The organism is Geodermatophilus sp. SYSU D00742 (assembly GCF_054049935.1).
On the sequence record NZ_JBJGYJ010000010.1, the window covers coordinates 70,214 to 88,685 of the forward strand.

Here is an 18,472-nt window from a genome sequence, read left to right on the forward strand (position 1 = left end):
CGTCGACACCTCGCCGACCAGCTCCGATCTCAGTGCCCCGCACCCGGGGGGCCGACGTTGGTTCAGGAGGACCCGCACCCTGGTCCACCGTGACGCCGGATTGACGCGGGGTGACGACTCGGCGAGCACCGTGCGTGCTGAGCGACGGCTCACCCACCACTGATGTCCAGCCAAGGAGGGCACGGGATGACTGAATACAAGGCCACCAAGCCGATGGCCATGCTGCTGCAGGACCCCTCCATCAGGGACGCCGACGGCGAGTACCTGCACGAGGACTGGCCGTTCCCGCTGGACACCGACTATCTGCTCGGCACGGGGTCCAGCAAGTTCGTGGTGCGTGACACCGACCAGTACGACAACCCCGTCTTCGAGTCCGGGGACTGGGCGGACCCCGGACTGACCTTGACGTACGGCAAGTTCAACGAGGGCCGCACGGAGCGTCCGATCCTCGAGAACGCACAGTTCCACCAGGTGAACGCCTTCGCCGTCGCCGGCCACACCTCCGGGCCGTCGAGGACTCACTGGGCCGGCAGATCCGCTGGCGCCACGGAGGTCCCCTGGTGATCCGGCCACACGCCTTCGAGGGGGCAAATGCCTACTACGACGGGAGGTCCCCGTCGCTGAACTTCGGCTACTTCCGGTCCCCCATCCGAGCGGCGACGGTGTGGACCTGTCTCTCCCACGACATCGTCGCGCACTAACTCGGCCACGCCGTCTTCGACTCCTTCCGGTCGTTGTTCCTGTACTCCTCGGAGCTGGACGCCGCAGCGCTGCACGAGTCCCTGGGCGACCTGCTCGCGCTGTTCTCCGCGCTGGAACACCCACCCGTCGTGGAGCGCATCTTCGCCGAGTCCGGCGGGGACATGCGCCGGCCCACCCTCGCAGGGCGAGCGGACCACGCTGGACGACCGTCATCACGACGACGGCAACGACAGCCGCGACAAGCAGCCAACCCAGCGCCCAGAACCACCGGACGCTGCCACGGATCCGCCACGGCAAGCGCCACATCAGGGCTCGTACCAGCGGGAGCAGGTCCTTGAGCCTGTTGCCGGCCATCTTGTCGGCCCAGTAGAACTCGTACAGGTCGGTGACAGGTCGCGTCGTGGTGGACGCGACGACGTAGCGGCGCAGGTCGTACGACGAGGACAGCTCGTCCGGTTTGCTCCAGTACCGCGGCCGGTCATCGCGCCGCGCGGGGACGGCAGCATCGGCGCAACCCCGAAGGGTGCTCATCGGTCGCTGCTCTCCCATGCCGTGGATGACGACGACGGCTTGCCGCGGTGACGACATGCACGTGCCTCCTGCCCTACCGGTGGGATCCGCCTCGCCGCAGGCCGTGCCACCGGGCTCCGTCCCCAGTCGTTACCAGGCAGGCGCCGGTCTCCCGCCGCGGGCACTGTGTCGGGGCCCTGCACGTGAAGGCCGGCGTCGCGCCGGAGGTGTCGCGGAGCGCCTTCAGGCGGGCGACCGCCGAGGCGTGACTGCTGTCGGTGACGTCGTAGTACTCGTGCCACGCCTCCGACGATCGGATGCTGATGGCCGGCCGATCGAAGCGGTGTGCCCTGATGGCGTCCAGCAGGTGCCGGTCGTCCGGCGGCTGCCCTTGGAGGGCGGGCGGGGGGCCGCGGAACCATCGGCGTCGCGGTGGATCGGCGGTCATGTCCCACGGCGACCGGGGACGACCGGTCCGCTCTACGCGGCGCGAGAGCAACCACACCACCACCAAGTCCAGGGAGAGCACGGCCGCCGCGACGGTGAGCGACAACAGCGCGGGGTACGTCGACGGCTCGGGCCGCTCGCCGGGCTGCTTCTCGGTGTACGAGATGAATCCGGCCGCCAGCACCGGCAGGGCGATGCACATGGCGGCCACCGTGCGGACCCCGACGACGAGGCGGGACGCGACGCCGCCCGATTCACGATGGGCGACGAGGGTGGCCGCAGCCGCCGCGGTCGTCAGGAGGAGGACGACCATGTTGTTGGCCTGGTCCTCACCCGGCTGCTCCTGACGAGCCAGGTGCCACGCGGCGGAGGCCAGGACGGCGCAGACGGCGAGGCCGGCGATGGCCATGGTCGCCAGCCACCCCGCGGACTGCACCCGGAGATCGACCTGCGCACGGCACAAGGACCCGCGCGGGATCTCCACACCGTGGAGTCCGATGGTCAGCGTGTCGTTCTCCTCGTGGTCGGCGGTCAGGCGGTGCGTTGGTTCGTTGGGGCGACCGGCCAATAGGGTTGCTCGGCCGATGCGGACGCCGGGTGGTGCGGTGATCTCCACGTGGTAGCTGGCCGCCCGCTCGGCGGAGGGGACCTGGAAGCGGACTCGGGTCGACGCCCACCCCAGCGCCGCAGCCATGCGGTCCCAGCGGTACCGGAGGGGAACCCGTTGGTTGGCCCGGTACTCCCACGCCTGGGACTCCTGCGCCGGCGGGATCAGTTCCGGGCGCTGGTAGATCCAGCGGATCGGCTCGACGAAGGACACGTGGAGGAGCCGGTGCCGACCGGCCTCGACGGGCAGAAAGGCGTAGAGCGTGAAGGAGTTGCGCAGCTTCCGGGCGGCGGAGAAAAAACGGTTGATGCCCGGAGCGCTTCCAGTGCCCCTTCCCCAGCCGGGTCGACCCGCCGGAACCGCTCCCAGCACCGACGGACCTCCTCCCGTCGGCCGACGACCAGCTCCTGGATAAACGAGGTGACGATCGCGGCGTCGTCTCCAGCCACCGCGGCGGGCTCGCGGGCGGCGGTGGCCGCAGCAGCGAGGAGCACAGCCTGGTCGAGCTGCTGGGCCAGGCGCAAGCCGGGCATCGTGACCGGTTGGCCGTCCTCGGTCTGGACGTGGAAGTCGACCAGGGTGCGCCGACGCATGAGCGTCAGGGGTAGCAGCCAGTACTCGACGTTCGAGTCGTCGACGAACACCGGCGCGTCGTCTCGGACTCGGAGATTGACGGTCATTTTTCGGGCGACGTTCCGTTCGTCCTGGAAGGCGATCGTCTCCACGCGTCGCAGGACCCACTCGCCGAACTGCAGCTGGGCCAACAGCATGCGCCGGCCGACCTCGGCGCAGAAGGCCCCAGGCGACTCCCCGGCAGCAGCTCGGCGGCTGGCCTCGAGCGCGAGGGCGACGGGGCTGGCCCGCCACCTGAGCTGTGGACCCGCGGGTCCCCGGAGCGGCGAGCTCGCGCCAGGTCCGCTCATCTCGGTCCCTCCGGCGGGATGTGTCTTGAGGACTCCAGCCGCGGTCCCGGATGACGTTAGGTAAGCGGTGTCACGCCCGCGTCACCGCGGCGTCACGGCCAAAGGGGATGCACCGAAGCGGCCCCTCGATGGGCAGAGACCCCGCACAAGCCGGGCCATCTCCTCGCTGGGCGAGACACCGAGCTCGTCGGCCAGGAGCACGCGGAACTGGTCGTAGGCCCGCAGCGCCTCGATCAGGTTCCCCTCCGCAACGTGCACTCGCACCACGGTGCGGTGCGCACTCTCCCGGAGGGGCTCGGCACGGACCGCTGCGTAGGCGGCCCGGAGCGCATCGCCGTAGCGCCCGGCCGCCGCCAGTCGTGCCGCAACCAGTTCGAGGGCGTGCATGCGTACCTGGCGCAGGCGTTCCCGCTCGAGCAGCACCCAGTCGTCGTACCAGCCGGGCAGGAGCTCGCCGCGTAGGCCGACATCGGGGACCTCGACCTCGTCCAGGCCGCGCTCCGGATCCCGGACCCGCTCGGCCCAGTCGCCGAGCTCACGCACGTCGACACGGACACCGGCCGCCAGTGACAACGCGCTGCCGGAGACCTCCACCAGTCCGGGAACCACCTTGTGCAGCCGCCACAGGGCCGAGCGGAGACTGCCGTGGGCGTGGTCCTCCGGCACGTCCGGCCACAGTTGCCCGGCGACGGCCGACCTCGGTGATCGCCTCGACAGACAGAGGTGAGCGACCAGGCGTTGCGCGCCCGGCGGAAGGCCCTCGAGCGGTCCCAGCGGTGTTCTTTCCCCGAGATCGACGGAGAACCCGTCGAGCAGTGTGACCCGCGGGGCCGGGACGACAGTCACGTGGGGCACCCCCCTCGGGCACCTCCAGACGACGTGCGGACGATGAGGTGCCTTGAATTCGGGATGCTGGGGGCATTCCGCTCCCGGCGTCAATCCGTTGTGGTTCCGTAATCAAGGAACTGGTTGAGCCAGTTACGCACGGCTTCGACAACGTCACTCGGAGAAGCGGCGAGACTGACGGCCTGCTCGGCTTCCGCCGCGTCCAGCCCCACGGCGGTGAGCCTGGCTCGGAACTGATCCCCCTCCTCGAGCCAGACCCGAACGAGGAGCGCAGCGCTACGGTCGTCGGTCACGGCCACCCTTCACATGAGCTAGTCACGCAGCGTCAAGGTGCGTGCGGTAGACGGGCAGGTCATGACCGTCGACCGAGGAGAGACACATTGTTTCCCGTGACAGTGGGTGAGTGCACTCCCCCGGCTGGCTGAAGTCAACGGCGCGGATGGGTGGCGCCTCGAATCGGGTCAGCGCCCACGACCAGGTGCCGGATCCACACCGCGCCCCGCCTGTTGACGGGCGTGAGCGCGACCCGCGCCGCATCGCCGTCCGGACGTTGTGCAGACGGCAGCGCGTCACTTAGACCTGCGATCGGGATTCGCCCCTCCCGCGCAACTGCGGAACGCATCGCTGAGGGCCACGCGCCGTCTTTGTTGAGCATGATCGTCGTGACCGTTCGGTCAGAAGTCCCACCGGACCCGGTGGCGAATCGTCCCGAACAGGGCGCATTGCGGTCTAGCGGGTCGTCAGAAGCGCGGCGACGATCAGCCCTAGGTGTAGTGCCCACGGACGTTGTTGACGGCGTGGCGGGTTGATCAAGAAGGAGACCTCCGGACGTAGTGGGTGTGTCTAGGACTCACCACGCCGGAGGTCTCGTCTTGGAGGTTAGGCCGCAGCTGTCCGTCTACGGACGCTGGTTGCTCGTGCAGCGGGTCATGTCGGGTCGGCCGGTGGCGCATGTCGCTGCCGAGCTCGGGGTCAGCCGGGCGACCGGCTACAAATGGTGGCGCCGCTGGCGCGAGGAGGGCCCGGCGGGTCTGGGCAACCGCTCGAGCCGGCCGCGCAGTAGCCCGACGAAGACCGTCGAGGACGTCGAGCAGCGAGTGCTGGCCCTGCGCCGGGAGCGGCGGCTGGGACCGGCGCGGATCGCCGGCATCCTCGGCCTGGCGCCGTCGACGGTGCACCGGATTCTCTCCCGGCACGGCATGCCGCGGCTGGCCTGGCTGGACCGCCCGACCGGCACCCCGGTGCGCTACGAACACGACCGCCCCGGCGAACTGGTGCACGTCGACATCAAGAAACTCGGCCGACTGCGCCACGGCGGCGGCTGGCGGGTGCACGGCCGTGGCAGCGACAGCGAGCTGCGGGCCAAAGCCGCCCGCAACCGAGGCGAGCGGATCGGCCACGAGTTCGTGCACACCGCCGTCGACGACCACTCCCGGCTGGCCTACAGCGAGGTGCTGCCCGACGAGCAGGCCGCCACCGCAGTGGCGTTCTGGGCCCGAGCGCAGGCGTTCCTCGCCGCGCACGGAGTCACCGTCGAACGGGTGCTGACCGACAACGGGGCCTGCTATCGCTCCCGGCACTGGCGCGAGCACCTGGCCGCCGCCGGGATCAGCCACAAGCGCACCCGGCCCTATCGACCGCAGACCAACGGCAAAGTCGAACGGCTCAACCGCACCCTGCTCACCGAATGGGCCTACGCCCAGCCCTTCGGCTCAGGCCAGGAACGCGCGGATGCCTTGCCCGTCTGGCTGCACACCTACAACCATCACCGCGCCCACACCGCGCTCGGAGCGCCCACACCGCGCTCGGAGGCCGACCCCCGATCAGCCGCATCCCCGTCAACAACCTGCCGGGGCACTACACCTAGAGCGCGGAGCGTCGGGGCTAGCGGGAGGCACCATTGCGCTTCAAGGACGACGGTCCCCGCTGACAGCAGACCCATCCTTGAGCCGGCGGCCGAACGTCATCTCCGGCAGATGCTGCTCGCGCCCTCCGTGCTTCAACGGCTCGGCGCCCGCCGGGCGCGCAGTCGACCGCTATGACAACAGCTTGGGACAGGTCGCCGTTTGGCGGCACCCCGCCGGCAGGTGGCTCGGTGCCGCAGCCGCCACGAGGTCGTAGAAGTCATAACCTCGCCACGAGTGGACAGCCCTGCGATGAAGCACGGTGAGACAGGACCTGAGACCGGTTCTTGGTCATGGCCGCCTCCACCAGGTGCTGGCATACAGACTCAACGTGTAGGGGCCAACCGACTGCAAGTGTGGACCAGTCCACATTGAATCCTTATCCTTGCCCCCCAGTTTCTGCGACTCCGCGAGGTAACCGTATACGTCGGACGTGATGATTGAAGGGCCTTTCCCTAGGTCGCGAAGCGCACTCAACTTGGCTGCAACATTAGGAGCGCGACCCACAGAGATCAGGTCATTGTGCGTTGCCTCCCCTGCAGAGTTGCGCACACCAGCACGAGAAATGAAGGCCTCGCCGACATCGACGCCGACTCCATGGCTCACGGTCCACTTTGCGTCAGTTTTGGTGTCGTCTAGCCGCTTGGTGACGATGGGGTTGATGCACTCACTGACCAGCCAGTTGATCTTCAATGCTGCATTGGCGGCGTTGTTGCACGTACTTCCGCCGGTGAACACCCCCATGACACGGTCGCCATCGAAGCTCTTTATTCGACCGTGATTCTCTCGAATAACCTGGCTCGATCCGTTGAGAAACATTCGAATGACCTTCGCGGCGAAGGTATCCTTGTAACGTTTTTGCAGAAGCGTCGACTCCGCCAGATCAGCGTAGAGATACGCCGCCTGCACGCGAACTGCTCCGTCGGCGAGCTTGACATCAGCCGTCTTTGGGACCTCGTCACTCTCCTCCTCATCCCAGGCGGTCGTCATCAACGTCGACATTGACTTGGTGAGTTTGTCCGAGAAGGTCGACATCGGTTCCTCTCCGTGGGGATTCCGGGCAGTTCATGGTAGGGGGCAGCCGACGGCCGCGGGCGGGCCCCGTGGCCCCCCGATCTCAAGATCGAGGGGCTAGGTCCACATCGCACGCGCCTTGGGCGACTTTTTGCTTGTCCGGTGACGAGAATCGTTGTGACGGATAGGCCAGCCGCCGCGCTACCTCCCGAATGGGTCGTCCAATGATTCTGGGCCGGCCCTCTTGCGGACGCGGAAGGCACTTGTAATTGCCCACCCACGCCATGACCGGCGGCTTTCTCATGTGAAGACGGTGAGGGCGTAGGCCAGGACGACGCAGGAGATGCCGGCCACGCCGAAGACCATGGAGACCTGCAGTCGCTTGTGCTTCGTCCAGGCGATGGCGCTGGCGACCTTGAGCTGGTGGGCCAGCTGGTCGAGCACCGTCGCTCCGGTCAGCAGCTCCTTGATGCGGTCCTCTTCTAGTCCCTTGAGGTGTCCGAAGAAGATCCCGTGATCGTGCCGCTCTCGTGCCAGGAACTTCTCCCGCAGCCGGGGCATCACTACGAGGACGACGAAGCCGAGCGCGGCGAAGAGACAGACCAGGCCGAGCGAGAAGATCACGAGCACCGGCACCCGGTCGATGATCTCCTTCTCGACGTCCTCGCCCGGGTTGACCGCCCGCTCACCGAAGAAGACGAACAGCGCCGCCTCGATACGGAGGATGAAGCTGGCCTTCGTCTCCGACTGGCTGGTCCAGGTCTGGACGGCCTGGTGAACCATCCAGCCGTGCTGGATCGGGTCGTGGGACATCAGGGCTCCCACCAGTAGTTGGAGGCGTAGGTCCTGATGTACTTGCCGCCGTAGCTCTTCACGCCCATCTGCTGCCACATGTTGACACCCTCGGCATAGCGGGTCGCGTCGATAAGCGAGTTGTGGACGGTCTCGCTGACGAACAGGTACTTCTGGTAGACGCGCTCCTCGCTGAGCTTGGCCGCGATGTTGGGTGCGCTGCCGATGGAGATCAGGTCGTTGTCGCCGAAAACACCGCCACGCACGAGCAGGGCCTCGCCTGAGTCGATGCCAATGCCGTGGTCCATCGTCCACTTGAAGCTGTCCCACTTGGCCTGCAGCTTCGGCTGGATCACCGACCGCACGGCCCAGTGGATGTTCATGGCCGCCTGAACGGCGAGGTCGTCGGCGTTGGGTCCGACGAAGATCCCCATGACCCGGTCGCCGTCGAAGGACCGGATGGCACCGCCGCGGGCTCGGATCAACCGGGTGGCAGCGTTCAGGTAGCAGCGGATGACCTTGGCGACGGCCCAGTCGTAGTAGCTCTGCGCCAGACCCGTGCTGTCGGCCATGTCGGCGTACAGGTAGGTGGCTTTCAACCTCACCGCACCGTCGCGCAAGGTGATGTCCTCAGCCTACGGCACCACCCTGCCTGTGCGCTCGACCCACTCCGGGGCCAGCACTCCGTCGATACCGTCCTGGACTTCCCTGCTCAGCGCCACGCCTAGGTCCCCGCTCGTCGGTGTCCGCAGGGTATCGGGAGGGTCGGACAGTCCCTGTGGTCACGACATCACGTACTAGTTACAGGAAGCTCGAGACCTCGGCCGGCTCGCTAGTGCCCTGACCACGAACGTTCGCCGGAATGGCGAATGACAGCGCTGTGATCAGGCTGCGGTTCGCTGCCGGGGCTGGCCCCAGCCCCGGTGGCGCTCGCCGCGGACTCGGGCGCGTTCACGGCGTTGGGCGGCGAGCACGTCGGGATGGCGGGCGTGGGCGTTACGCCAGCGCAGATGCTCATGCAGAGCGCGGGTGAGCACCACGTGGTTGGGATGGTCGGAGCCGGCGATCACGAAGGAGCGCAGCGACCCGAAGTGCGGCTCGATCGGGTCGGCCCAGGAGGCGTAGATCGGGGTGAAATCCAGTTCCACGGCGTGCCGGGCTGCCCAGGCGCAGATTTCGGGCCCTTGTGCGCCGACAGGTTGTCCAAGATCACGTAGATCGGGTCGCCGTCGGGCCGAGCGGCGCGGATCGAGCGCAGCCCGGCGAGGGTGTTCGCCGCGCGCTTGTGGGCGCGGACCACGCCCCACAGCCGGTCCTCGCCAATTGAGTAGCAACCGTGGAAGTACCGCACCCCGGCGGTCTTGTGATAGTTCGCCGGCAGCCGGGCCGGTCTGCCTTTCGGCGCCCACCCGACCCCGGAGACCGGCTGGATGGTCAGCGGACCGAACTCGTCGAAGGCGAAGGTCCGGTCCGGATACCGCTCGAGGACGGTCTCGATGCGGGCCAGTTGGCCTCCCGCTCGGGATCGGGGGACTCCTTCCACGTCTTGGTGCGCTGGAAGGTGATCTCGTGGGCGGCCAGCAGCCGGCGGGCCCGCTCCCGGCCGATGCGCACGATCCGCCGCGGGTTGTCGAGCAGGTAGCCGACCAGCTTGCGCAGGCTCCAGTGGGTGAACGGCTGGCCCAGCCTTCCCGGGCGGGTGGTGGCCGTCTCGATGAGGAAGGCCTCGTCCTCAGCGCTGATCCGGCGGGGACGGCCACCCGCCCAGCGAGGGTCCAGCGATCTCATCCCGAGCTTGTTGAACCGGTGAATCACCTCGCGGACGGTGTCCTCGTCGGCGGCGACCAGCCGGGCGATGGCCGGCACGGTGTTTCCACCGGCCGAGGCCAGCACCACCATCGCCCGGCGGTAACGGATCACGCTCTTGGCCGCCTTCGGCTCACCGCGGCGCACGATCCGCAGCAGCCGCTGCCCTTCCTCGTCAGACAGGCGCCTCGCCTTCACGCGTTCGGCCATGCTCCAGCATCGACCCACCGGCAAGGTTTGTGGTCACGGCACTAGCAGGCCTGCCAGCGCGGGCGCACAGGGCGCTAGCGCCGGTACCGGCTGAGGACCTGCAGATCGCCGAAGCGTGAGCCCACCACGGGAGTACCGGTGAGGTCAGCGGTGAGCAGCATCAGGGCGGTGCCTGCGGAGTGCTGGGGCGACCTGGCCGAGGTCGACCAGCCGCTGATGTAGGCGGGGTGGGAGCACCCAACGGGCGTCAGCTTGCCGTCCTCTCGGGCAGGCCCGGCCACGGGACGATGCGGCCGGCGCGGTGCCACTGCAGGCACTCCCAGCAGCCCCCACCGACCGCGGGCAGTGTGGTGACCGTGCCGCCCCTCAGCCGGGGGTCGGGGCGGCAACCAACCGCGGGGCGGCCCACGTGTCGCGGACGGGCCAGCTGATCAGTACCCCGCTCGGTGCGCAGGATGGACGACGTCGATCACCTGCAGCTCTCGGCGCAGCGCCAGCGCGGACCGTCGCTGCTCAGCGCGCCGCTCCACTGCCCTCGGCCAGCCAGCCGGCCCAGTAGTACGGCTCGGGACGCCGCTCGCGCACATCGAGCTGCGCCGCTCGCAGCGCAGCCGCGGGGGATGACCCGGAGCGCAGCCGGCCATAGAACGATCTCATCAGGGCTGTGGTCGCCTCGTCGTCGACTTCCCAGAGACTGCTCACACATTGCGCCGCTCCGGCGGCGAGGGCGGCGGTACGCAGCCCGAGCATCGTGCCGTCGGCGAAGTCGACCGCAGCGACGCCTGTCTCGCACGCCGACAGCACTACCAACTCGGTCCCGGACAGGTCGAGCAGAGCGAGCTCTGAGGCAGTCACGACGCCGGTGCCGACCTCGTTCGATGTGTCAAGCCCCGCCAGCCACCGGTTGAAACCGGTGAGCAACAGCGCCGAGCGGGTCAGCTGGCCAGCTGGACCCATTGTGCGCAGCCAGCGCACCCGACTGCGATGCACATCCACAGCGCTGGGAGCTTGCGACGGCGGAGCCTCGCCGAGCCAGCGCCAGTCCTCCTCGGCGTCCTCGACGACCACCTGGCCACCGACCGACCGCATCAGCGTGACGCGCGGTTCAGACTGTTCCTCGATGCTGCGGATCGCATCGAGAAACGAACCGTGGGTGGCGACGTGTAGCACACGCGGACGGTGCACGCCGAGCAGCAGGCTACGCGTGACGTCACGGCCGAGGACCGGTGCGACACCGAGCTCGTCCGCAACCGCGCGCGCCTCTTCCGCGGCGTGCTGGAGCCGCGGCAGCCGCATGGAGAGGAAGTACGGCACGTCCTCCGTCACGTCGAGATCGAAGTCCGGGTCGCCAAGCACGACCGGCGGCCCGGCGCTGCCGTCGCCGGCGACGTCGCGCAGCACCCACCAGCGGACGCTGGGCACCACGTCAACCTCGTGCCGGTCGAGCAGCGGCCGGCCGAGCTCGTCTGGCATCGCGCCGATCGGGACGCGCCCCCATAGCCCGGTGGGAGCGACGACGACGCGGTCGGCCAGCACCCGTGCGGTGAGCGTCACCCACCCGACCGGGCCGCTGGCCGCCGGCGGATCGATCGCCCGGTGCGGCGGGGTCGCGAGCTGCTCGACCAGCGCGCTAAGTTGGTCGTTGAGCGGCGCCGCCGGACCGAGGTCGTCGAAGCGCAGCGGACCGTCGGCGGCCACATGAATCGCGACGTAGTGCTGCTCACCGTCCGGCCACCGGCCGGCCACCAGGTCCACCACGCCCGTCCCTGCGTCGACGCGCGCTTGCACGTCGGCGGTCCGCACCACCGCCGGCTGGGCGCTGGCTCCGAGTTGCCGCATCAGCTCGACCTCGGCGGCCGCTAGCCGGTCCAGCGCCTCGGCGTAATGACGGCGGGCTCGCGTGATGGCGCCAGCGCCGGCGCCATCGAGGTCGATGTGCGCTGCCTCGGCGCGCAGCTGCCGCACCTCATCGAGCAGCGCCGCCGTGGCGCCGCGGTCCTGTCGAGCGAGCAGCCACGCCAGTCCCTGCCGCTCGGCGAGCACGCCCTTGCGCGCCAACAACAGGTCGTAGAGCCAGGTCGGGACCACGTCGTCGATGGCCCCGGCGAGCACGTGGCCGACAACCAGCTGGCAGCGGTCAAAGTACGGATGGAGGATCAGTCGCGCCTCGGACTCCGGACGATCGGATCGATGTCCCGGGTGCAGAACATGCAGACCGTGGCGTCGACCGGGACGAAGCTCTTGCAGTGGTCGCACTCCCTGTTCCCCTGCGCGCCGGCGGTCTCGCGGCCGGTGGCCCGCCGGATGGCCTGCACCAGGAACATGATCGTGAGGGCGAGGAGCAGGAACGAGACCAAGGCGGTCAGGAAGGACCCGTAGCGGATCCCCGCGCCGTTCACCGTCAGCACGAGCGCGTCGAAATTGGGCTGTCCGAAGATCGCCGCCACGAGCGGCAGGATGACGTCGCCGACCAGGGATTCGACGACCGTCGCGAAGGCCACCCCGATCGCCAGACCGACGGCCAGGTCGACGAGGCTGCCGGAGAAGGCGAAGTTCCGAAAATTGCGGAGCAGCGTGCGCACGAGTCCTCCTGGGTCAGGGAGCGAAGCGTAGAACGCACCGGGCGGTGTCGCGGGCCGGTGCCACAGCCGGAGTGCGGGCCGGCCTCGCGCTCGCGCGTGGGTCCGGCGCCCCGTCGCGCGGTCCCGTTCTACGCCAGCCGGTCACGGGCGAAGGCGTGTGCGTATGTACCGTGTCGCCCCCTCGGACACTCCTACGTGGGGATTCGTCGGTTCGGCTCTCCGGCGGCGTGCCGCGCGGATCGTCGCAGCCGGAGGCTCGGCGACGAAGCCGTCAACCACCTGCGCGAGCCGACACTGCGGTCAGCCGGAGCCGGACCCGAAGGCGTCCCTCAGGATCGTCCTCGCCGTTGGCGAGTCCTCGGTAGCCGCGGTCGAGCAGAGGACCGTCCCCGGGGCCACCCGCCGCCACCACAGGCCCTCGACGTCGAGCACCATCACCCTGCCCCGCACTTCTCCGTGGCTCACTCCGCGCTCGGCGGCGACCTCCTCCGCGGTGTCCCTGACCGTCGCCCACGGGAAGTGGCCCCCACCACGGAGCCGGGAAGGGCTGCTCGGGCCGGCGTCAACCCAGCGACGCGCCTCCGGGTAGAGCGCCAGGGTCGCCTCCCGCAAGGCCCGCTGGTCGGCGAGCGACCAGAACTCCGGCGCGTCCCAGACCCGCCCCAGGTCCTCGGCCCGAGCCCAGAACGACGAGTCGTCGTCGTCCGTTCCTGTCTGCTCCCGCCCCTCCACCTCGAGTAGCGCATGCCACCAGTCGGCCCACTCCCGGCCGGCTCGCCGACGTCGGTCATCGTCCAGGACCAGGGACCCCTGCGGAGGCAGCCCGACGAGGCGGGGCGGGGCCTCGACCTCCGTCGGCACCTCGAGTGCGGCGACGTCCCGGATGTAGAGCAGGACGTGCGCCCGGTCCCCCTCGGTCTCGGTGAGCTGCCACGACGCAGATCCGGTCATCTTCACGGGGTGCCCCCTCCCGGGATGCGGGACCGACATACGCCTCCAGCCAACACCCGCCGGTGCGCGTTCACCACGGGGACGAACGGACTCGACGGCGTCCACCGCATCGCTCGACGAGATGGGGTCCGGACCCTGGACATCCGTCAAGCCGAGGACACTGCGCCGGCTCCCACGTGGGGCAGTCCCGCACTCGGGAGGCGAGCCTCCGACGGGCCGAGGAGGCGCGGGACCGGGCGATGCCGACGCGACAGCGGCACGTGCTCAGCTGGCAACGGCAGCCGACCGCCATGGGCCGACGGACGTGTCACCAGCAGTTTCTCCCGAGCGGATGACGAACGTGGTGGTTGACGGCCCCGGGGCGCCCTGCGAATGTTCGGCTCCCTCATCGGCCGCACCGACGGCCCTGATCCTCGACCTGCTAGGGGAACGATGAAACGTCTCGTGTGTGCAGCGGCCACCGCCAGCCTGGCGATCCCGACGCTGCTGATCAGTCCGGCCGTCGCTGCACCGCTGGCTCCGGTGCCGGTGGCGCGGCAGCTGGACAACCCGCGGCAGCTGGACTTGACCGCTGACGGGGTGCTGGTCATCGCGGAGTCCGGAACCGGCGGCGATGACTGTGCCGTCGCGGGCGGGCAGTTCGTGTGCGTCGGCACCACCGGGGCGGTCAGCATCGTGCGGCGCCCGAGCAAGGTCCAGGGGGTCACCGCGGAGCGCGTGGTGACCGGTCTGCTGTCCGAGGCCGGTCCGTCCGGGATCGGCGCGACGGGCAACGACGGGGCGAGCGCGCGGTCCCTGGACCGGATCTTCGTCGCCAAGGACGTCGACGTCCCGGACGACATCGCTGGGCTGCCGGAGGAGCAGGAGGGCAAGCTGCTGCGCGCGGCGGCGGGGCAGCCGGCCGCAGTGGTCGCCGACATCCGCGCCTTCGAGACGGCGAACGACCCGGACGGCCAGGGTGTCGAGTCGAACCCGTACGCGGTGCTCGACCTCGGCGACCGGGTGCTGGTGGCCGACGCCGCCGGCAACGACATCCTCGCCGTCGACGATCGCGGCGAGGTCAGCGTGTTCGCCGTCCTGCCCAACATCAGCGGTGGCGCCTGCGACACTCGGACCAACCAGGGCGGCTCCTTCTGCGACCCGGTCCCGACATCGCTGACTTTCAGTCGTGACGGGGACATCATCGTCGCGGGCCTCGGGTCGCTGGTTCCCGATGCGGGTCGGGTCTGGGAGCTGGACCGCCGGAACGGGGCGATCCAGCAGACCTGGACCGGTTTCACCGGCGTGACCGGTGCCGCACAGGACCAGGCAGGCAACCTGTACGTCAGCGAGCTGCGCGGCGGCGCCGACCGGACCGGTCAGGTGGTGCTGGTGCCCAAGAACGGCGCACGGGCCACGCTGCCTGTGCCGTCGCCGGCGGGCGTGGTCGTCGACCAGCCCGGCAACGTGTACGTGGCGGTGAACTCGCTCTCCCCCGGCACCGGGACCGGTACGCCGGGCACCGACGGGCAGGTCTGGCGGCTGACCAAGCGATCGTTCTAGGTACTGCCCGGGGACGTCGGTCGAAGCGTGTGACGGCACGGATCGACCGATCTTCCTCGGGGAGGACCTCCGGACGTGGACTGGAGCCGCCGCCGGCATCCACCCACGATCCGGAGGTCCTCGCCTTCCATGCCGCCGCCGACCTGCTCCACTCCACGGACTGCGACCCGGCTGGTGGGCCGCACGGCACGACCTGGCGGCACTCCCTCCCACCAGCAGCCACCGGCTCGTACCGGCGACGCAGACGTCCCGCTAGGACGGCTCGCTCCTGAGCCCGCTGCCCGCGCCGAGCACCCCCGGCACACCGCTGCCACGTACGTCCTGCGCCCGCTGAGCTGCCGAGGTGGTGGTGATCCAGGCGTCGATCGTCTCCCACCAGCGGTACAGCCAGTCGGTCAGCTGTGTCTCGTCCTGCGGCACCTCGGCGGCCGGGATGAACCACCAGCGCAGGTGCAGCGTCTTGTCCATGGGCAGGTTCCGCCACAGGTCGTGGACCGTGCTCAGGTGTTCCAGTCCGGTGTGCGCGACGAACACGACGTCGGCGTGCGGGGCCGCGTGCAGCGCCGCGATGACCCCGCCCGGACGCGGCGGCAGCAGGTTCTGCATCTCCTCGGCCCGGCGTACCGCGGCGAGCAGCCCCCGGTCGCGCAGTCGCTCGATGGCCCGGATCCGGCGCCGCGCCGTGAAGTTCGCCCCCTCGGGGAAGATCAGCAGCGCGTCCTCCTCACCCAGGTCACGGGCCAGGTCGGCGATCGCCTCCTCGGAGCTGGACCCCGCCGGATCGGCCGAGACGAAGTGGTTGGGCAGCCGGTTGAGGTAGACGTCGATCAGCGGGTCCGCCTGCAGCACGTCCTTGAGCACGATCCGCGGCTGGCGCAGGTGGTCGCGGTTCATCAACGTGTGCACGAGCAGGAACGAGTCGCCCGGGCCGGCGTGCCGGGAGAGGACGACCATGGCGTTGGTCGAACCGGGCACCCCGTCGTCCAGCGGCGACCAGGACGTGCCGTCGGTGACCAGCCGCAGTGCGAACAGCCGCTGCGCCACCCGCATCAGCGTGTCGAGCAACAGGCGCAGCACGGTGTAGTGCGCCGCCCGGGCCCGCGGTGTGTGCAACCGGCGGCCGAAGCCGCTGAGCACCCACAGGACCGCCGCGACCGCGAGCCCGGCCGCCTCCAGCGCCAGGTAGACCAGCGCGAAGGCCAGCAGCCGCAGCGCGCGCAGCCGGCCCGGCAGGAAGACCGAGACGACCACCGCCACGGCCACGAGCGCGGGCGCCAGGACGACCGCGGCCAGCAGCGCGGCGACGAGGAGGGGACCGGTGACCCGGCGGACGTGGCGTGGCGGCAGCACCTCAGGCTCCCCCGTGCCGGGACGCGCCGATCCGGTCCAGGTGGGTACGGGTCGCGCGGTACGCCTGGTCGATCCGGGCCTGCACCCGGGAGAAGTCCCGGTAGCGCAGGCTGACGGCCCCGGACGGAGCCGGGTCCCCCGAGGGCAGCACGTGCACCGTGACGTCGGGTGGCAGGGCGGCCATGTCCGCGGCGAAGCGGTGCCGCCGCGCGATCTCGAAGGCGACCTGGGCGACCTCCCACGGTCCGGTCGGTGGGCTCAGCGGACGGTCGATCCGCCCGACGTGCAGCACGAAGACGACGTCGGCGCCGAGCGCGACGGCCCGGCCGACCGGGATGCTGTGCACCAGCCCGCCGTCGAGGTAGTGCTCGCCGTCGAGCTCCACGGGCGGCAGCAGCCCGGGCACGGCGCACGAGGCGAGCACCGCCTCGACCAGCGCACCCTCGGTGAACCAGTGCTCGGCGGCCCGCTCGATGCTGGCCGCGACGCACTGGAACGGCACGCGCAGCTCGGCGAAGGTGCGCACCGGGAGATGCGCGGTGAGCAGGTCCCGCAGTGGCTCACGCGGGTGCAGGTGCGTGCGGGTCCGCACCAGCGTGCGCGCCCGGCCCAGCACGGACCCGGCGAAGATCCGCTGGGAGGACAGCTCCTCCCACACGCCACGCAATCGATCCACGGTGCCCGGCGCGGGGTCGGCGGCGACCAGCGCGCCGTTGATCGCGCCCACCGACGTGCCCACGACCAGGTCGGGCCGCACACCGTGCTCGAACAGAGCCTGCAGCATCCCGACCTCGGCCGCGCCGAGCACTCCCCCGCCACCGAGGACGAAGGCCGTGCCCCCCGTGCCGGCCGGCGTTCCTGGCGAGGCCATGGCCCGCATCGTGTCATCCGAGGCGGGGGGCGGACAGCGCGGATCGGGACCGGCCGGGACAGCGGTCGGATCGGGCCTGCTCCGATGCGCTGGCCCGACCAGGAAGCCCCTGGATCCGCGGGCGGAGACACGAGCAACGTCCTGATGCGGGGTGGGGTGAGGCCCCGGAGACAACGGTCGAGCACCCGGCGCCCCCGGCGCCCTCGCCTGCGCTCCGGCCGCCGTGCTGGTCGCTCCGCCGCACGTCGGCGGTCACCGTGAGCGGCCGGAGGCCGACGTCGCCGGTGCGGTGGTGGGCTACTGCACGGCGACGTGGCCGAAGTGCCGGCGGTGGTCTCCGGGGGTGGTGTTCAACCGACGACGGAACGCGCGGTTCATCGTCTCCGGCGTCTGGAACCCGCAGACGCGAGCGATGTGGTCGACGGCGTGGCCGGTGGTCTCGAGGAGCCGGCAGGCCGCCTCGAGCCGCAACCGCTCCACGTGCTCGCTCGGCGTCACCCGGACCTCGGCCTTGAACACCCGGCTGAACTGTCGCTCGGACAGGTGCACGCGGCGGGCCAGGGCGGGCACCGAGAGGTCCGCGGTGAGGTGGTCGGGCAGCCACGCCAGCAGCTCCCGTACCGGTTCGCTCTCCGCCGCCTGCGCGGCGAGCAGCGTGGAGAACTGCGCCTGCCCACCGGAGCGCCGCAGGTAGACCACTAGGTGCCGGGCGACCGCCGCCGCCGCCCGCGCGCCGTGGTCGTCGGCGACGAGGGCCAGCGCCAGGTCGATGCCCGCCGTCACCCCGGCGGAGGTCCAGACGTCGCCGTCGCGCACGTAGATCGCGTCGCCGTCGACCGACACCTCGGGGTGCGCGGTCGCGAGCAGCTGGCACTCCGCCCAGTGGGTGGTGGCCCGTCGCCCGTCCAGCAACCCGGCGGCCGCGAGGACGAAGGCCCCCGAGCAGACCGAGGTGACCCGTCGGGCGCTGCCTGCCAGCCGCCGGACGTGGGCCAGCAGGTCCTCGTCCGCGCGCGCCTGGTCCATGTCCCGCCCGCCGGCGACCACGAGCGTGTCGACCGGCTCCACGACGCGGGAGAGCGCGGTGGTGCCGAACGACAGCCCCGAACTGGCCAGCACCGGACCGCCCGACGTGCTCACCACCTGCGTGCGGTACTCCGCCGACGGCAGCAGGTGGGTGGCGCTGGAGAAGACCTCGAGGGGGCCGGTCACGTCCAGGATCTGCGCCGACGGGAACGTGACGACCGCGACGTCGAGGGCAGCCACCCCCGCACTGTACGGCTCGGCATGTCCGAGATCGTCAAGCCCACGTCCTGGCGCACTCGAGGCTCCGGCCCCATCGTCGTCCCGTGCCCGGAACGCAGGTCCGCCCTCCGGAACGCCAGTACGCCCGATCGGGCCTCGCCCACCGGGAG

Annotated in this window: 18 protein-coding genes and 1 pseudogene; 4 read left to right on the forward strand and 15 right to left on the reverse strand. The window is 70.3% G+C overall.

The features are described 5' to 3' along the window. The first annotated feature begins 186 nt into the window (after positions 1–186). Positions 187–564, forward strand: coding sequence for a hypothetical protein (locus ACI78V_RS09350; protein WP_456850570.1), 378 nt, complete (start codon positions 187–189; stop codon positions 562–564). Beyond that, the gene (locus ACI78V_RS09355; RefSeq protein ID WP_456850571.1) at positions 561–701 is read left to right on the forward strand and encodes a hypothetical protein; all 141 of its coding nucleotides are present in this window, start codon (positions 561–563) and stop codon (positions 699–701) included. Before ACI78V_RS09350 ends, ACI78V_RS09355 begins: the two co-directional genes overlap by 4 nt. A gap of 605 nt (positions 702–1,306) precedes the next feature. Here the strand turns inward: ACI78V_RS09355 and ACI78V_RS09360 are convergent. The 4 genes from ACI78V_RS09360 to ACI78V_RS09375 form a co-directional block, all read right to left on the reverse strand. After that, complete coding sequence (locus tag ACI78V_RS09360; RefSeq protein WP_456850573.1) at positions 1,307–2,479, reverse strand: hypothetical protein; 1,173 nt, start codon at positions 2,477–2,479, stop codon at positions 1,307–1,309. Beyond that, a complete protein-coding gene (locus tag ACI78V_RS09365) occupies positions 2,431–3,036 on the reverse strand; it encodes a hypothetical protein (protein ID WP_456850575.1) in 606 nt (201 codons plus the stop codon). Before ACI78V_RS09365 ends, ACI78V_RS09360 begins: the two co-directional genes overlap by 49 nt. A gap of 234 nt (positions 3,037–3,270) precedes the next feature. Further along, positions 3,271–4,035, reverse strand: coding sequence for an AfsR/SARP family transcriptional regulator (locus tag ACI78V_RS09370; RefSeq protein ID WP_456850577.1), 765 nt, complete (start codon positions 4,033–4,035; stop codon positions 3,271–3,273). Positions 4,036–4,124: 89 nt separating this feature from the next. After that, on the reverse strand, positions 4,125–4,328 hold the full coding sequence (locus ACI78V_RS09375) for a hypothetical protein (RefSeq protein WP_456850579.1): 204 nt from the start codon (positions 4,326–4,328) through the stop codon (positions 4,125–4,127). A 636-nt stretch (positions 4,329–4,964) separates the two neighbouring features. On the opposite strand from ACI78V_RS09375, the pseudogene ACI78V_RS09380 reads away from it, so the two are divergent. Continuing rightward, positions 4,965–5,902 (forward strand): annotated as a pseudogene (locus ACI78V_RS09380) (IS481 family transposase). Positions 5,903–6,230: 328 nt separating this feature from the next. On the opposite strand, the gene ACI78V_RS09385 reads toward ACI78V_RS09380, so the two are convergent. The 8 genes from ACI78V_RS09385 to ACI78V_RS09420 form a co-directional block, all read right to left on the reverse strand. Continuing rightward, positions 6,231–6,974: an adenylate/guanylate cyclase domain-containing protein gene (locus ACI78V_RS09385; RefSeq protein WP_456850580.1), complete on the reverse strand. Its 744-nt coding sequence runs from the start codon at positions 6,972–6,974 to the stop codon at positions 6,231–6,233. 279 nt (positions 6,975–7,253) lie between these two features. Then, positions 7,254–7,766 (reverse strand): Pycsar system effector family protein, encoded by a 513-nt coding sequence (locus ACI78V_RS09390; RefSeq protein WP_456850582.1) that lies wholly within the window; start codon positions 7,764–7,766, stop codon positions 7,254–7,256. After that, entirely contained in the window at positions 7,766–8,365 is a 600-nt protein-coding gene (locus ACI78V_RS09395; protein ID WP_456850584.1) for an adenylate/guanylate cyclase domain-containing protein, read from the reverse strand. Before ACI78V_RS09395 ends, ACI78V_RS09390 begins: the two co-directional genes overlap by 1 nt. A 264-nt stretch (positions 8,366–8,629) precedes the next feature. Further along, positions 8,630–8,893, reverse strand: a complete 264-nt coding sequence (locus ACI78V_RS09400; protein WP_456850586.1) for a hypothetical protein — start codon at positions 8,891–8,893, stop codon at positions 8,630–8,632. A 286-nt stretch (positions 8,894–9,179) separates the two neighbouring features. Then, positions 9,180–9,761, reverse strand: coding sequence for a helix-turn-helix domain-containing protein (locus ACI78V_RS09405; protein ID WP_456850587.1), 582 nt, complete (start codon positions 9,759–9,761; stop codon positions 9,180–9,182). Between the two features lie 513 nt (positions 9,762–10,274). After that, complete coding sequence (locus ACI78V_RS09410) at positions 10,275–11,873, reverse strand: CHAT domain-containing protein (RefSeq protein WP_456850589.1); 1,599 nt, start codon at positions 11,871–11,873, stop codon at positions 10,275–10,277. Positions 11,874–11,917: 44 nt separating this feature from the next. After that, positions 11,918–12,343: a large conductance mechanosensitive channel protein MscL gene (mscL, locus tag ACI78V_RS09415; RefSeq protein WP_456850591.1), complete on the reverse strand. Its 426-nt coding sequence runs from the start codon at positions 12,341–12,343 to the stop codon at positions 11,918–11,920. Positions 12,344–12,643: 300 nt separating this feature from the next. Beyond that, a complete protein-coding gene (locus ACI78V_RS09420) occupies positions 12,644–13,294 on the reverse strand; it encodes a hypothetical protein (protein ID WP_456850593.1) in 651 nt (216 codons plus the stop codon). Positions 13,295–13,726: 432 nt separating this feature from the next. On the opposite strand from ACI78V_RS09420, the gene ACI78V_RS09425 reads away from it, so the two are divergent. Further along, on the forward strand, positions 13,727–14,836 hold the full coding sequence (locus tag ACI78V_RS09425) for a ScyD/ScyE family protein (RefSeq protein ID WP_456850594.1): 1,110 nt from the start codon (positions 13,727–13,729) through the stop codon (positions 14,834–14,836). Between the two features lie 252 nt (positions 14,837–15,088). Here the strand turns inward: ACI78V_RS09425 and ACI78V_RS09430 are convergent, their stop codons facing one another. The 3 genes from ACI78V_RS09430 to ACI78V_RS09440 form a co-directional block, all read right to left on the reverse strand. Continuing rightward, positions 15,089–16,186, reverse strand: a complete 1,098-nt coding sequence (locus tag ACI78V_RS09430; RefSeq protein WP_456850595.1) for a lysophospholipid acyltransferase family protein — start codon at positions 16,184–16,186, stop codon at positions 15,089–15,091. 1 nt (position 16,187) lies between these two features. Continuing rightward, positions 16,188–17,057 (reverse strand): patatin-like phospholipase family protein, encoded by an 870-nt coding sequence (locus tag ACI78V_RS09435; RefSeq protein WP_456850596.1) that lies wholly within the window; start codon positions 17,055–17,057, stop codon positions 16,188–16,190. 297 nt (positions 17,058–17,354) lie between these two features. Then, positions 17,355–18,323 (reverse strand): GlxA family transcriptional regulator, encoded by a 969-nt coding sequence (locus ACI78V_RS09440; RefSeq protein WP_456850597.1) that lies wholly within the window; start codon positions 18,321–18,323, stop codon positions 17,355–17,357. Positions 18,324–18,472 lie beyond the last annotated feature (149 nt).